General features: G+C 67.2%; 13 protein-coding genes. 4 read left to right on the top strand and 9 right to left on the bottom strand.

What is annotated here, in order from left to right; genetic code table 11:
- Positions 1-2: 2 nt before the first annotated feature.
- The 4 genes from ACQY78_RS19990 to ACQY78_RS19975 all read right to left on the bottom strand — a co-directional run bounded on the left by ACQY78_RS19990 (position 3) and on the right by ACQY78_RS19975 (position 4012).
- A complete protein-coding gene (locus ACQY78_RS19990; protein WP_428677939.1) occupies positions 3-641 on the bottom strand; it encodes a phosphoribosylanthranilate isomerase in 639 nt (212 codons plus the stop codon).
- Entirely contained in the window at positions 638-1390 is a 753-nt protein-coding gene (gene pyrF / locus ACQY78_RS19985; protein WP_428677937.1) for an orotidine-5'-phosphate decarboxylase, read from the bottom strand. The genes ACQY78_RS19990 and pyrF overlap by 4 nt, the downstream gene beginning before the upstream one ends.
- Before the next feature lie 38 nt (positions 1391-1428).
- Complete coding sequence (gene glpK / locus ACQY78_RS19980) at positions 1429-2913, bottom strand: glycerol kinase GlpK (RefSeq protein WP_428677935.1); 1485 nt, start codon at positions 2911-2913, stop codon at positions 1429-1431.
- Positions 2914-2992: 79 nt separating this feature from the next.
- Positions 2993-4012: a polyprenyl synthetase family protein gene (locus tag ACQY78_RS19975; RefSeq protein WP_428677933.1), complete on the bottom strand. Its 1020-nt coding sequence runs from the start codon at positions 4010-4012 to the stop codon at positions 2993-2995.
- A 64-nt stretch (positions 4013-4076) separates the two neighbouring features.
- Here ACQY78_RS19975 and ACQY78_RS19970 point away from each other — a divergent pair, with 64 nt between their 5' ends.
- The 3 genes from ACQY78_RS19970 to ACQY78_RS19960 are packed head-to-tail and all read left to right on the top strand — an operon-like array spanning position 4077 to position 6147.
- Positions 4077-4802, top strand: coding sequence for a tRNA1(Val) (adenine(37)-N6)-methyltransferase (locus ACQY78_RS19970; RefSeq protein WP_428677931.1), 726 nt, complete (start codon positions 4077-4079; stop codon positions 4800-4802).
- Positions 4780-5667 (top strand): S49 family peptidase, encoded by an 888-nt coding sequence (locus ACQY78_RS19965; protein ID WP_428677929.1) that lies wholly within the window; start codon positions 4780-4782, stop codon positions 5665-5667. The genes ACQY78_RS19970 and ACQY78_RS19965 overlap by 23 nt, the downstream gene beginning before the upstream one ends.
- 12 nt (positions 5668-5679) lie before the next feature.
- Positions 5680-6147, top strand: coding sequence for a YybH family protein (locus ACQY78_RS19960; RefSeq protein ID WP_428677928.1), 468 nt, complete (start codon positions 5680-5682; stop codon positions 6145-6147).
- 3 nt (positions 6148-6150) lie between these two features.
- Here ACQY78_RS19960 and sugE read toward each other — a convergent pair whose 3' ends face one another.
- From sugE to ACQY78_RS19935, 5 genes are all read right to left on the bottom strand, one after another.
- Positions 6151-6471, bottom strand: coding sequence for a quaternary ammonium compound efflux SMR transporter SugE (gene sugE / locus ACQY78_RS19955; protein WP_428677926.1), 321 nt, complete (start codon positions 6469-6471; stop codon positions 6151-6153).
- 188 nt (positions 6472-6659) lie between these two features.
- Positions 6660-7595 carry an N-carbamoyl-D-amino-acid hydrolase gene (locus tag ACQY78_RS19950; protein ID WP_428677924.1) on the bottom strand — a complete coding sequence of 312 codons (936 nt, stop codon included), beginning with the start codon at positions 7593-7595 and terminating at the stop codon, positions 6660-6662.
- A gap of 28 nt (positions 7596-7623) precedes the next feature.
- Complete coding sequence (locus tag ACQY78_RS19945) at positions 7624-8454, bottom strand: NAD-dependent epimerase/dehydratase family protein (RefSeq protein WP_428677923.1); 831 nt, start codon at positions 8452-8454, stop codon at positions 7624-7626.
- Positions 8441-9166, bottom strand: a complete 726-nt coding sequence (locus ACQY78_RS19940; protein WP_428677921.1) for a FadR/GntR family transcriptional regulator — start codon at positions 9164-9166, stop codon at positions 8441-8443. The genes ACQY78_RS19945 and ACQY78_RS19940 overlap by 14 nt, the downstream gene beginning before the upstream one ends.
- 59 nt (positions 9167-9225) lie before the next feature.
- Positions 9226-10458 carry a Zn-dependent hydrolase gene (locus tag ACQY78_RS19935; RefSeq protein ID WP_428677919.1) on the bottom strand — a complete coding sequence of 411 codons (1233 nt, stop codon included), beginning with the start codon at positions 10456-10458 and terminating at the stop codon, positions 9226-9228.
- Between the two features lie 116 nt (positions 10459-10574).
- Between ACQY78_RS19935 and ACQY78_RS19930 the strand changes: the two genes are divergently transcribed.
- Positions 10575-12740 (top strand): protein-disulfide reductase DsbD family protein, encoded by a 2166-nt coding sequence (locus tag ACQY78_RS19930; RefSeq protein WP_428677917.1) that lies wholly within the window; start codon positions 10575-10577, stop codon positions 12738-12740.
- Positions 12741-12744: the final 4 nt, after the last annotated feature.

The following is a 12744-nucleotide window of genomic DNA, read 5'->3' as shown; positions in this document are numbered from 1 at the left end:
CCTCAAAGCACTCGTACGGCGCCCAGAAAGGCGCGGATCAATTCAGTGGATTTCACTCCGCGCGTCGCTTCTACACCAGAAGAGACGTCGACGGCGCGCGCGCCGGTGACGCGGACCGCCTCGGCGACATTTCCGGGATTGAGTCCACCGGCGAGGAACCATGGCAGCCGCACGGTCCGGCCCGACAGAAAGGTCCAGTCGAAGGCCTTCGCATTGCCGCCCGGCAGCGTGCCGTCGGCGGCATCGAACATCAGCCGATCGGCAACGCCGCTATAGGCCGCAATACCGCGTTCGACATCGGCAGGCGCCGCGACCTTGATCGCTTTCATCACCGGCTTGCCGGTCCGTGCCTTGAGTGCAGCGAGCCGCTCCGGCGTCTCGGCACCATGAAGCTGCAGCATGTCGATCGCGCCGGTCGCCACACGCTCGTCGATCAGCGCATCATCGGCATCGACGAACAGGCCGACCCGGATCACCCTCGACGGGACACGCGCGCCCAAAGCCTTGAGCAGATCGAGCGACCCGACGTGACGCGGCGAGCGCGGAAAGGTCACGAAGCCCACGAAGCCCGCGCCGGCTTCCACCGCGGCATCGACAGTCTCCGGCGTCGACAGACCGCAGATTTTGGCTTCAACGGTCATAGGTCGTTGACGCCGGCCTCGCGCGCGATCGCCTCGGCGGCGGCGCGCGGATCGGCCGCCTGATAGATCGGCCGCCCGACGACGAGATTCGTGGCGCCAAGATCGACGGCCTGGCGCGGCGTCATCGCCCGCTTCTGGTCGTTGGCGGCGCTGCCGACCGGACGGATGCCCGGCACCATCAGCACGAAGTCGGGACCACATTGCTTGCGCAGGGCCGCGATCTCGTGCGGCGAGCAGATCACGCCGTCGAGGCCGCTTTCATGCGCCAGCGCCGCAAGCCGCAGCACCTGGTCCGACGGATCGGCATTGATACCGGTCGATTCGAGATCGGCCCGGTCGAGCGAGGTGAGCACGGTGACGCCGAGCAGCTTCGGCCGCGCGACGTTCAGCTTCGCCGCCTGCGAACCGGCCTCTTCGACCGCCGCCTTCATCATCTCGCGGCCACCGCTCGCATGGATCGTGATGAAGGTGGGCGTGAGGTCGACCACCGCGCGGATGCCACCGGCCACCGTGTTGGGAATGTCGTGCAGCTTGAGATCGAGGAAGAAGCCTACGCCGGTCGCCCGCACCGGGGTCGGAAAGGCGTAGCGCACGCCCGGCGCGCCATGGGCCAGGAAGAACTCCAGCCCGAGCTTGATGCCGCCGACCGCCGGCTTCGGCCCTCCGGCAACGCTCTGGATGAGCTTCGTGGCGAGGGCGAGATCGATCGTGTCGATGCTCGAATAGACGGGATTGGCGCGGGCTTTCATGGCGGGCGCAACCTAATGGCCGCGCCCCTCACCAGCAATCAGGAACTGCGCACCCGGCGGACCGCGTCCTGCCAGCCGGCATAGCGGCGGTCGCGCGAGGCGCTGTCCTCGGCCGGCTTGAAAGCCCGGTCGAGCGCCCATGTCTTCGAGAGAGCCTCCAGCGACGGCCAGAGACCCGCTTTCAGCCCGGCCAGGAAGGCGGCGCCCAGCGCGGTCGTCTCGGTCACCTCCGGCCGCTCGACCGGCGTGCCCGTCGTGTCGGCCAGCCGCTGCATCAATGAGTCGTTCACCACCATGCCGCCGTCGACGCGGACTTCGTCGATCTGGGCGCCATCGCCGCGCATCGCCTCGAGCAGGTCGCGGGTCTGGTAGCAGACCGAATCCAGGGTCGCGGCGGCGATCTCGCCGGGCCCCGAATCGCGCGTCAGGCCAAGAATGGCCGCGCGCGCCTCCGGATCCCAATGCGGCGCCCCCAGACCCACGAAAGCGGGCACCATATAGACGCCGTGCCCGTCCTTGGCGCCGGCCGCGACCTTCTCCACGTCGGAGGATTTCTCGATCAGCTTCAGCCCGTCGCGCAGCCATTGCACGGCGGCCCCGGCGATAAAGATGCTGCCTTCGAGCGCATAGGTGCGCCGTCCGTCGAGCTGGTAGGCTATGGTCGTCAGCAGGCGGTGGCGGGAATGCACCGCCATGCTGCCGGTGTTGAGCAGCGCGAAGCACCCCGTGCCATAGGTCGCCTTCACCATGCCAGGCTTGATGCAGGCCTGTCCCACGGTGGCCGCCTGCTGGTCACCGGCCATGCCGAGGATGGGCACGGGGCCGCCCAGTACGTCCTTGGTGGCGACGCCCAGTTCGCCGGAACAGTCGACGACCTTGGGCAGCATCGAGGCCGGCACACCCAGGATCTTCATAAGCTCGGGATCCCAGCGACCCGTGCGTATGTCGAGCAGCAGCGAGCGGCTGGCATTCGTGGCGTCGCTCGCGTGCACCGTGCCGCCGGTCAAACGCCACAGCAAGAAGCACTCGATCGTGCCGGCTGCTAGCGCGCCCTTGTCCGCGGCGGCGCGGGCGCCGGCGACATGATCGAGGATCCACGCGATCTTGGTGCCCGAGAAATAAGGATCGAGCAGCAGGCCGGTGCGATCGGTGAAGAGCTTCTCGTGCCCTTCCTTCTTGAGCGCGGCGCAGCGGTCGGCGGTGCGCCGATCCTGCCAGACGATGGCGTTGTGGATCGGCTTGCCGGTTGCACGATCCCACACGACCGTGGTCTCGCGCTGGTTGGTGATGCCGATGCCGGCGAGATCCGTGGCATCGAGTTTCGCCCTGGTGAGCGCGCCGCGGCAGACCTCGACGGTCGCCGACCAGATCTCTTCAGGATCGTGCTCGACCCAGCCGGGCTTGGGAAATATCTGCGGCAGTTCCTTTTGCGCGGAAGCCACAGGGCGTCCCGTCGCATCGAAGACGATGGCTCGGGTGCTGGTGGTGCCCTGGTCTATGGCGAGGATGTGGCGGACAGACATGCCAGATTAGAGCACACCAGCTTTTGGCCAGCATCTTCGTCTTTTCTGTTCTGTGCGCTTTCGCTTTGCTGCAGGCGCGTCAGTGGGCGCGATCGATGGCGAAGTCGACCGCCTCGAGCAGTGCCGACTTGAGCGGCGTGCTGGGAAACAGGCCCAGCGCGTCGCGCGCCATGGCGCCGTAGTGGCGCGCCCGCTCCAGCGTGTCGGACAAGGCGCCATGCCGTTCGATCAGGCTGTGCGCCTGCTCGAGATCGTCGGGACGCTGGTCGAGCTTCTCGATGGTACGCTTCCAGAACTCGCGATCGACGGCGCCCCCCCGCAGGAAGGCCAGGATCACCGGAAGGGTGATCTTTCCCTCGCGGAAGTCGTCGCCGACAGACTTGCCGAGCTTGGCTTCGCGGCCGGAGTAATCGAGAGCGTCGTCGACCAGCTGGAAGGCGATACCGAGATTCATACCGAAACTCTGCAGCGCCACGCGCTCGGGTCCATTGCGGCCGGCCACCATGGCGCCGACCTCGGCGGCCGCGGCGAACAGCTTGGCGGTCTTGGCCTTGATGATCTCGAGATAGGTCGCCTCGGGTGTGCTCATGTCGCGCTGGCTCACCAGCTGCAGCACCTCGCCTTCGGCGATCGTCGAGGAGGCATTCGAGAGCACGCCGAGGATGTCGAGCGAGCCGACCTCGACCATCAGCTCGAATGAGCGCGTGAACAGGAAATCGCCGACCAGCACCGAGGCCTTGTCGCCCCATACGGTGTTGGCGGTCGGCTTGCCGCGGCGCAGCGCGCTCACGTCGACGACATCGTCGTGCAGCAGCGTGGCGGAATGAATGAACTCGACGCAGGTCGCGAGCTTGATGTGGCGATCGCTGCCGTCGCTGTAGCCGCACAGCCGCGCCGCCGCGACCGTGAGCAGCGGACGCATGCGCTTGCCACCCGCGCCGACGAGATGGTTCGCCAGTTCGGGGATCAGCGCGACCGGCGAACGCATGCGGACCACGATCTCGCGATCGACCCGCTCCATGTCGTCGGTACAGAGCGCCAGAAGAGGTTCGAGGCTGGGCGACTTGCGCTTGCCTTCGAGAGAGACGACGGTTGCCATGACGGGAGGCCAACTCTCCGGTGGAGCGTGTTATTGCGACGTGATGCCGTACGAGATGACTAGCATGGAATCCGCGCCGACCGAAAACACCGTAATGGGCGGCCGCGTGAAGCTCTTGCAGCCCCGACGCGGATATCGAATCGCTGTGGACGCGGTGCTGTTGGCTGCTGCGGTCGACGCAAGGCCCGGCGAGAGCGTGCTCGATCTCGGCGCGGGTGTCGGCGCCGTCGGCCTTTGCATCGGTGCACGCGTACCCGGCTGCGACATCACGGGTATCGAGCTGCAACCCGCGCTGGCAGCGCTCGCCGAGCGCAATGCCGTGCTGAACGACGCGGCGGACCGCGTCCGCACCCTGGTTCACGATCTGGCCCACCCTCTACCGCCCGCGCTCGGACCTTTCGACCACGTGGCGACCAATCCGCCCTATCTTTCGGCGGCCGTTGCCGACCCCTCACCCGATCCCAGCAAGGCGCTGGCCACCGTCGAATCGAGCGCAAATCTCGCGCGATGGCTGACCGTGGCGACGGGCGCGCTGAAACCTGCAGGGACGCTGCTCGTGATCCATCGCAGCGATCGCCTTGAAGAGATCCTGGTCACGCTGGCGCGCCTCGGCTGGGGCGACGTCACAATCAAGCGCCTGCCGCCTGCAGCCCGCGTGCTCGTTCGCGCGCGCCCTGCAAGCGAGCTGCGCCGCCGGGACGCGGCGCCGCTGGTGCTGCATCGGCCGGGTGGCGGTTACACCGATGAGGCCGAAGCCATCCTGCGCCATGGCCAGCCGCTTGCCTTCTAAGGGCACGCCCGCGACAGTGCCCGGCATGTTGAATTGGTTCAGGGATCGTTTTCACCGCGGGCCGGTCGTGCCCGTCGTTCGCCTCTCCGGCGTCATCGCCTCCGGCGGCCTGCTGGGCGGCCGCAGCCTGTCGATGGAGTCCGTCGCGCCCTTGCTGAAGCGGGCATTCGAGACGCGCGGGGCCAAGGCCGTCGCCCTATCGCTCAACTCGCCGGGCGGCTCTCCCGTGCAATCCGCGCTGATCGCCCAGCGCATCCGCCTGCATGCCGCCGAGAAGGGCCTGCCCGTCATCGCCTTCGTCGAGGATGTCGCCGCCTCGGGCGGCTACTGGTTGGCCTGCGCCGCCGACGAGATCATCGCCGATCCGAGTTCGATCGTGGGTTCTATCGGCGTCATCAGCTCGGGCTTCGGCTTCCAGGATCTGATCGCGCGCATCGGCGTGGAGCGCCGCGTCCATACGTCGGGCGAGAACAAGTCGATGCTCGATCCCTTTCGGCCCGAGCAGCCCGAAGACGTCGAGCGCCTGAAGCGGCTGCAGGCGGAGATCCATGACGGTTTCAAGGACTGGATCCGTCAGCGGCGCGGCAAGCTGCTGAAGGGCGACGAGTCCGTCCTGTTCACTGGCGAGTTCTGGACGGCGCGGCGCGGCATCGACTTCGGCCTGATCGACGGGTTTGGCGAATTGCGCGCCACCCTGCAGGCCCGCTATGGCGACAAGGTCCGCCTGCCCGTCATCGGTCCGCGTCGACGTCTGCTGTCGCGATTCGGTCTGCAGACCGGGATCGGCGGCGGGATCGACAATATCGGACCGGCCACCCTGGCCGCGCTCGAGGAGCGCGCGCTCTGGCAGCGTTTCGGACTCTAGGAGAGACTTGCGATGAACCTTCGGACCCCCGTCACCGCCGACGACCTCGCCGCCGTGCGCCAATGGTTCGACACGCTGTCGAAGCATTGCCGCGCCGTCGATTACGAAGGCGCGCGGCCGATCTTCGCCGACGACATGATCGCCTTCGGCACCTTCACCGACTTCATGATCGGTCGCGACCTGGCCGAGCAGAAGCAGTGGCGCAACGTCTGGGGTACGATCCGCGAGTTCCGCTACGACCTCGACAAGATCGAGGCCATCGTCTCCGCCGACCGGCTGACCGCCGTCGGCATGGGTGTGTGGCAGTCCTACGGCTTTCATCCCAACGGCGACCGCTTCGACCGGCCGGGCCGCACGACGGTCGTACTGGGACGCAAAGCAGTGGGCGACCCGTTCGTGGCCACCCACACCCACATGTCGCTGTTCCGCGGCACGCCGGAGCGCTCTTACGGGAACTTCGCCAAGAGCGAAGTCGTCTGAGCGTCAGACCGCGCTGGTGAGCTTGAGCCCGATGATACCCGCCACGATCAGGCCCATCGAGGCGAGGCGCGGCAGGTCGGCGGATTCGCCGAACAGGAAGATTCCGAGAATCGCCGTGCCGACGGCGCCGATGCCGGTCCACACGGCATAACCGGTGCCGACCGGCAGCGTCTTCAGCGCAAGGCCCAAAAGGATGACGCTCACGAGCATCGAGACGGCGGTGAGCGCCGTCGGCACGAGGCGCGTGAATCCTTCAGTGTATTTGAGACCTGTCGCCCAGCCGATCTCGCAGAGACCGGCGATCAGAAGAATGAACCAAGCCATGGGACGCACCCTTTGCAAGACGCCGGGCCGTCCCGACACTTGCCCCTGAAAGGCGGGGTCGTCCCCGCCGGGCGCAAGCTCACTTAGTCAAATCGCGAAGTCGCCGCAAGACGTTACGGCGGCGTAACTTTCCGCCCAACGGAGATGGGAAAGGTCCCTCACTCCGTGAGGGCCTTTGAGTCAGAGGATCACGCCGGATTCTGCGCGCCCTTGCGCTCGACGATCATGCGGTATTGATCGGGCTGGCGATGGACGGCGAAGTTGAAGGTCGTCGTCTTGTAGCTCCTGCCGGCATCGAGATCGCAGCGATGGACGATCAGCTCGTCACCGTCGCCGCCCGCGCGCGCGAGGACCTTGCCCGAAGGGGCCACGATCATGCTGTCGGCCAGTGACGGCACGCCCTCCTCAGTGCCGCCCTTGGCAACGCCGACCACCCAGGTGCCGTTCTGGTAGGCGCCGGCCTGCATGGAGAGCTGGTTGTGGAACCAGGAATGCTCGTCATGGTCGGGCGACGGCGCGTTGTGCAGAGGCGTGTTGTACCCCAGCAGCACCATCTCGACATTCTGCAGACCCATCACGCGATAGGTCTCGGGCCAGCGGCGGTCGTTGCAAATGCACATGCCCATGTTGCCGCCGAACGCCTTCACCACGGGAAAGCCGAGATTGCCGACCTCGAAGTAACGCTTCTCGAGATGCTGGAACGGCCGCTCGGGCTCGTGCTCGGCATGGCCCGGCAGATGGACCTTGCGATACTTGGACACGATGCTGCCGTCGCGCTCGACCAGGATCGACGTATTGAAACGCCGGGTGCGGCCGTCTTCGTTGGCCAGCTCCGCATAGCCGAGGCAGAAGCCCATCGAGAGGCGCTTGGCCTCTGTGAACAGCGCCGCCGTCTCGTTGGACGGCATCTCCTGCTCGAAGAAGGAATCGACCTCGGCCTGATCCTGCATCCACCAGCGCGGAAAGAACGTCGTGAGCGTGAGTTCGGGAAACACCACGAGCTCGCAACCCATGCGCCTGGCCTCGCGCAGATGGGCGATCAGCCGCTCCACCACGTCACGACGGGAATGGCTGCGCTGGATGGGACCCATCTGCGCCGCACCGACAGTCAGAAAACGCGTCATCGTCACCTCTCGGCGACGAGTATAGCGCCTAAGGCCCCGCGCGCTTCACGTCGTTGGTGAACTCTGCCGAGCAAAAACCGCCGCCCTGGAAGAGATCGCCGACCGGATCTGGTCCGATCTTTGCCTGCTCGGCCTCGGCGTGGGCGCGATGATCCTCGGACTTGTCCTGCGGGCGATAGCCGAGCTGCTGTGCCCGCGAATTGTCCCACCAGCCTGCCGCATTGTCCGACGCACCATAGAAGATCTCGTAGCGGAGGTCGGGGTGATCGAGGCCGATCCGGAAGAGCTGCACGAGATCGCGCGGCGAGATCCAGATGGAGAGCCGCCGCACATCGAGCGGCATCGGGCCGACATTGCCGATACGCAGACATGTCACGCCGATCCCATGCTTGTCGGAATAGAGTGAGCCCAGCGCCTCGCCGAACACCTTGCTGACGCCGTAGCGGCTGTCGGGCTTCACCGTAAGATTGGTGCCGATGCGCTTCTTGCGCGGATAGAAGCCGATCGCATGATTGGACGAGGCGAAGATCACGCGCTTCACGCCGGCTTCGCGCGCCGCCTCGAAGACGTTGTAGCAGCCGATGATATTGGCCTGCAGGATCTGGTCCCACGTGCCCTCGACCGAATGGCCGCCGAGATGGATGACGCTGTCGGCGCCTTTCAGCACCGCCGCGACCTCCTCCGGCCTGGTGAGATCGGCCGCGACGAAGGTCTCGCCCGGCTGCAGATCCTTTGGCTTCACGCGATCGCTCAGCACCAGCCCGGGATAGAGCTTGGCCAACAGCGGTCGCGTCATGGTGCCGATTCCGCCTGCGGCGCCGGTGAAGACGATGCGGCGCGTGTTCTTAGCGTCGGCCATTCTTGTTTCCTCCTGCCAGGGTGCGATAGCGATCGAGCGAGCGCGTGAGATGGTCGCGCATGGCGCGCCGGGCCTCGCCCGGCTCCCTGTCGGCGATGGCCGTCACGATGCGCGTATGCTCGGCCTGGATGCCTTCGAGATAGAGACGGCGTTCGGCCGGCGTATCGATGTCCAGTCGCACGCTCTGGCGCGGGATCACGTGACTGCCGAGATAGGCCAGGAAGCCCGGGAACTGGTCGTTGCCGGTCGCTTCGGCGATGGCGCGGTGAAAGGCGAAATCCTCGGCGATGGCGCCCTCGCCGCGCTGGAGGGCAGCGTCTATGGCGCGCCATGCGCTGCGGATCGGCACAAGCTGGCGACGGCCGGCGCGCTCGGCGGCGAGCCCTGCCGCCTGGACCTCGACCGCCAGACGCAGCTCCATGACATTCAGGATATCGGCCAGCGACGTGTCGCGCGGCGGCACGATGCGGAACGGTCCGGCCGCAGGGTCGGCGACATAGGCGCCGGACCCCCGCCGCGTCACCACCAGCCCGTCGGCGCGCAAGGCCGCCACCGCTTCGCGCACCACGGTGCGACTGACGCCGAACGCCGCGGTCAACGCCTGCTCGGTCGGCAGCCGTGCACCGGGCGCCAGCCGGCCGCCGCGAATGTCGGCGCTCAGCCGGGCCATCACCTGCTCGGCGAGATTGTTCGCGGATTGCTTGTCGGCCATCGGAGCGATGCTAGCGGCGGCCAAGTTGTCAGACAACTGGAGATGGGCGCGCACGAGGCTCAGCCAGCCTCTTCATCGGCCAGCTCCAGCATCAGGTTCAGCAGCACCTGCGCGCCGGCCGCGAGGTCGGCGGCCTCGGTGTGCTCCTTCACATTGTGGCTGAGGCCCGCCACCGACGGCACGAAGATCATGGCCGTCGGGCAGAGCCGCTGCATCATCTGGGCATCATGACCGGCGCCCGAGGGCATGCGTCGCGTGCTGAGCGACAGCGCTTTGGCATGATGCTCGACCCTGTCGACCAGGCCCGCATCGAAGATCACCGGCTCGAAGCGCGCCAGCACCTTCGCCTCGACCTCGACCCGCTCGGCCTTCGCGACTTCGGCGATATGTGCGGCAACGCGCGCTTCGGCTTCCTTGAGCTTCGCCTCGTCGGTGTTGCGCAGGTCGACCGAGAAGACCGCGCGGTTCGGCACGACGTTGATGAGGTTGGGCCGCAGCGCCAGCGAGCCCACCGTGGCCACCTGGTCGCCGCCCATCTCCCAGGCGAGCTTGCGGGCGAAGAGATTGACCGAGGCCGCGAGATAGCCGGCGTCGCGGCGCAGGCGCATCGGGGTCGTGCCGGCATGGTTGGAGACGCCGGTCACGGTGTATTCCGTCCATGAGATGCCCTGCACGCTCTCGACGACGCCGATCTGGACCTTCTCCTCGTCGAGGATCGGGCCCTGCTCGATATGCAGCTCGACGAAGGCGTGCGGCTTCACGGCGCCGGGCTTTGTGGGCCCGAGATAGCCGATGCGCCGCAGCTCGTCGCCGACCGAGGCGCCGTCCTTGTCGGCAGCGGCATAGGCCTCGTTGAGGCCGAGGCCGCCGACATAGACCAGGCTGCCCATCATGTCGGGCTGGAAGCGTGCGCCCTCCTCGTTGGTGAAGACGGCGACCGCGAGTGGGCGATGCGTCGTCACCCCGGCCTCGTTCAGCGCCCGCACGACCTCCAATCCGGCGAGCACGCCGTAATTTCCGTCGTAGCGCCCGCCGGTACGCACCGTGTCGATATGGCTGCCGGTCATGACCGGTGCGAGATTCTCGGTGCCGGCGCGCACGCCGATCACGTTGCCGATGGCATCGACCGTCACAGCGAGGCCCAGCGCCTTCATCCAGCCCACGACCAGGTCTCGGCCGGCCTTGTCCTCGTCGGTAAGCGCCAGCCGGGCACAGCCGCCGCCCTCGATGGCGCCGAGGGAAGCCAGCTCGTCGAGAGCACCGAGAAGGCGCCTTTCATCCAGTCGCAACATGAATTCTCCAGTTGGACCAAGAGCTTAGTCGCTCACGCGAGGTCGGGCAAAATATCACGCCGGCTTGATCGGGATTGCCTTGCAAGCGCCACGGCCGGAGGTCACTTAGGAAGACGATGGCACGCTTCCTCGCCCTTCTGCTCGTGCTCATGGCAGGCCCGGTTTTTGCGCAGTCGACTCTTGCGCAGCCTGTGCCTGCACAGATGGCGGTCGTGACGACCGACAATGTGCGGTCCGAACTCGTGTCCGAGGTGGCGACGGTCAAGCCCGGCGAGCCGTTCTGGGTCGGGCTGCGCCAGACCCTGCGGCCGAAGTGGCATACCTACTGGAAGAATCCGGGCGAATCCGGCCTGCCGACCGAAATTACCTGGAAGCTGCCGGAGGGCGCCAAGGCCGACCCCATCGTGTGGCCGGCCCCGATCCTGTTCGATATCGGCGGCGTCATCAATTACGGCTTCAAGGACGAGTCCATGCTGCTGGTGCGCATCACGCCGCCGGCCGATCTCGCGGGACCGCTGACCCTCGCCGCCGAAGCCAATTGGCTGGTCTGCGAGGATGTCTGCATCCCCGAAGAGGGCAAGTTCGAGCTGGTGCTGCCCTCGGGCGCGGCCGTAACCCCGGCACCGCCGGCCACGCGCACCCTGTTCGAGCAGGCACGTCGTGCGATCCCGACGGCCAGCCCGTGGCCCGCTCGCTATGGCCTGTCCAAGACAGGTGACCCGACCCTGCTGGTCGAAGCCAAGGGCCTGAAGCCCGACGCGGTGAGCGACGTCTATTTCTTCCCGTCCGAGTGGGGCCCCGTCGCCACCATGGCCAAACAGAGCGCCACGGTGACGCCCGAGGGCATTCTCATCCCCCTGAAGAAGGGCGACGCCAAGAGCGCCATGCCCGCAACGCTGGCCGGGACCCTGGTGCTTACCGAGAAGACGGCCGACGGCAACGTGAAGCAGGCCTTCGACCTCTCGGCAAAGCTCGATCCGGCGTTCGTGCCGGCCGCCACCGCGTCGCTCGCGAATGCGGTCGGCGCCGAGGATCTTTCGTTGGTGCAGGCGCTGCTGTTCGCGCTGCTGGGCGGATTGATCCTGAACCTGATGCCCTGCGTCTTTCCGGTCCTCGCCATGAAAGCCGCAGCCTTCGCGCGCCTTGCCGGCCATGAGCGCAGCGAGATGCGCCGCGACGGGCTCGCCTATACCGCCGGAGTCCTCGCCTCCTTCGCCGCGATGGCGGGCATCGTGATCGCGATCCGCTCGAGCGTCGGCGAGGTGAACTGGGGGTTCCAGTTCCAGTCGCCGGTCTTCTCGCTGCTGATCGCCTATCTGTTCTTCGTGGTCGGCCTCAACCTCTCGGGCGTGTTCGAGGTCGGCAACCGTCTGGCCGGCGTCGGCCAGGGCCTGGTCTCCCGCGGCGGCACGACGGGCGCCTTCTTCACGGGCGTGCTGGCGGTGATCGTGGCGACGCCCTGCACCGCGCCGTTCATGGCCGCGGCGTTGGGCTTTGCGCTGAGCCAGCCCGCACCCGCCACGGTCGCGGTCCTGCTGGCCATGGGTCTCGGCCTCGCCCTTCCCTACCTCGCTCTGGCGATGACGCCCGCGCTGCAGCGGCTGATGCCGCGGCCGGGCCCGTGGATGGACCGGCTGCGCCAGTTCCTCGCCTTCCCGATGTACGCCTCCGCCGTCTGGATGATCTGGGTCCTGACCCAGCAGACCGGCGCCGATGGGGTGCTCTATGCGCTGGGCGGCATGATCCTGATCGCCTTCGCGATCTGGCTGCTGCGGATTGGCGGCGTCGTGTCGGCCGGCACCTGGGTGCGCCGCGGCCTTGCCGCCGGCGCCGTGCTCCTGGCCTTTGGTGCGACCCTCAAGCTCGACGACAGTCCCGCGACCGCTGCCTCGGCGTCCGGCGGTCCGAATGCCGGCGTCAGCTTCGAGGGCTGGGAACGCTTCTCGCGCGCCCGCATGGCCGAGGCCGTCGCCGCGGGTAAGCCGGTCTTCGTCGACTTCACGGCCGCCTGGTGCATCACTTGCCTGGTGAACGAGAAGGTCGCACTGGAAACGCCGGCCACCCGCAAGGCGTTCGAGCAGGCGGGCGTCGTCAAGCTCAAGGGTGACTGGACCAATCGCGATGCCGAAATCAGCGGCGTCCTGAAGGAACTCGGTCGCGCCGGCGTTCCACTCTACCTGTTCTGGGCGCCGGGGGCGGACCGGCCGAAGATCCTGCCGCAGGTCCTCACCGAGTCGCTGATCCTGTCGGAGTTGTCGTCAATCCAGCAAGCCAAGCGTTAGGAGG

This window comes from Reyranella sp., assembly GCF_965279625.1.
Classification (GTDB): Bacteria; Pseudomonadota; Alphaproteobacteria; order Reyranellales; family Reyranellaceae; genus Reyranella.
Note: the sequence above shows the minus strand (reverse complement) of the source record. Positions and strands in the feature narration are given on the sequence as shown.

What these genes read in the sequence shown, in the direction of transcription:
- ACQY78_RS19945 (WP_428677923.1), bottom strand. Translation starts at nt 8,454, where the DNA reads ATGGCCGACGCTAAGAACACGCGCCGCATCGTCTTCACCGGCGCCGCA.
- ACQY78_RS19930 (WP_428677917.1), top strand. Translation starts at nt 10,575, where the DNA reads ATGGCACGCTTCCTCGCCCTTCTGCTCGTGCTCATGGCAGGCCCGGTT.
- ACQY78_RS19990 (WP_428677939.1), bottom strand. Translation starts at nt 641, where the DNA reads ATGACCGTTGAAGCCAAAATCTGCGGTCTGTCGACGCCGGAGACTGTC.
- sugE (WP_428677926.1), bottom strand. Translation starts at nt 6,471, where the DNA reads ATGGCTTGGTTCATTCTTCTGATCGCCGGTCTCTGCGAGATCGGCTGG.
- ACQY78_RS19960 (WP_428677928.1), top strand. Translation starts at nt 5,680, where the DNA reads ATGAACCTTCGGACCCCCGTCACCGCCGACGACCTCGCCGCCGTGCGC.
- pyrF (WP_428677937.1), bottom strand. Translation starts at nt 1,390, where the DNA reads ATGAAAGCCCGCGCCAATCCCGTCTATTCGAGCATCGACACGATCGAT.
- ACQY78_RS19950 (WP_428677924.1), bottom strand. Translation starts at nt 7,595, where the DNA reads ATGACGCGTTTTCTGACTGTCGGTGCGGCGCAGATGGGTCCCATCCAG.
- ACQY78_RS19965 (WP_428677929.1), top strand. Translation starts at nt 4,780, where the DNA reads ATGGCCAGCCGCTTGCCTTCTAAGGGCACGCCCGCGACAGTGCCCGGC.
- ACQY78_RS19970 (WP_428677931.1), top strand. Translation starts at nt 4,077, where the DNA reads ATGGAATCCGCGCCGACCGAAAACACCGTAATGGGCGGCCGCGTGAAG.
- ACQY78_RS19940 (WP_428677921.1), bottom strand. Translation starts at nt 9,166, where the DNA reads ATGGCCGACAAGCAATCCGCGAACAATCTCGCCGAGCAGGTGATGGCC.
- ACQY78_RS19935 (WP_428677919.1), bottom strand. Translation starts at nt 10,458, where the DNA reads ATGTTGCGACTGGATGAAAGGCGCCTTCTCGGTGCTCTCGACGAGCTG.
- ACQY78_RS19975 (WP_428677933.1), bottom strand. Translation starts at nt 4,012, where the DNA reads ATGGCAACCGTCGTCTCTCTCGAAGGCAAGCGCAAGTCGCCCAGCCTC.
- glpK (WP_428677935.1), bottom strand. Translation starts at nt 2,913, where the DNA reads ATGTCTGTCCGCCACATCCTCGCCATAGACCAGGGCACCACCAGCACC.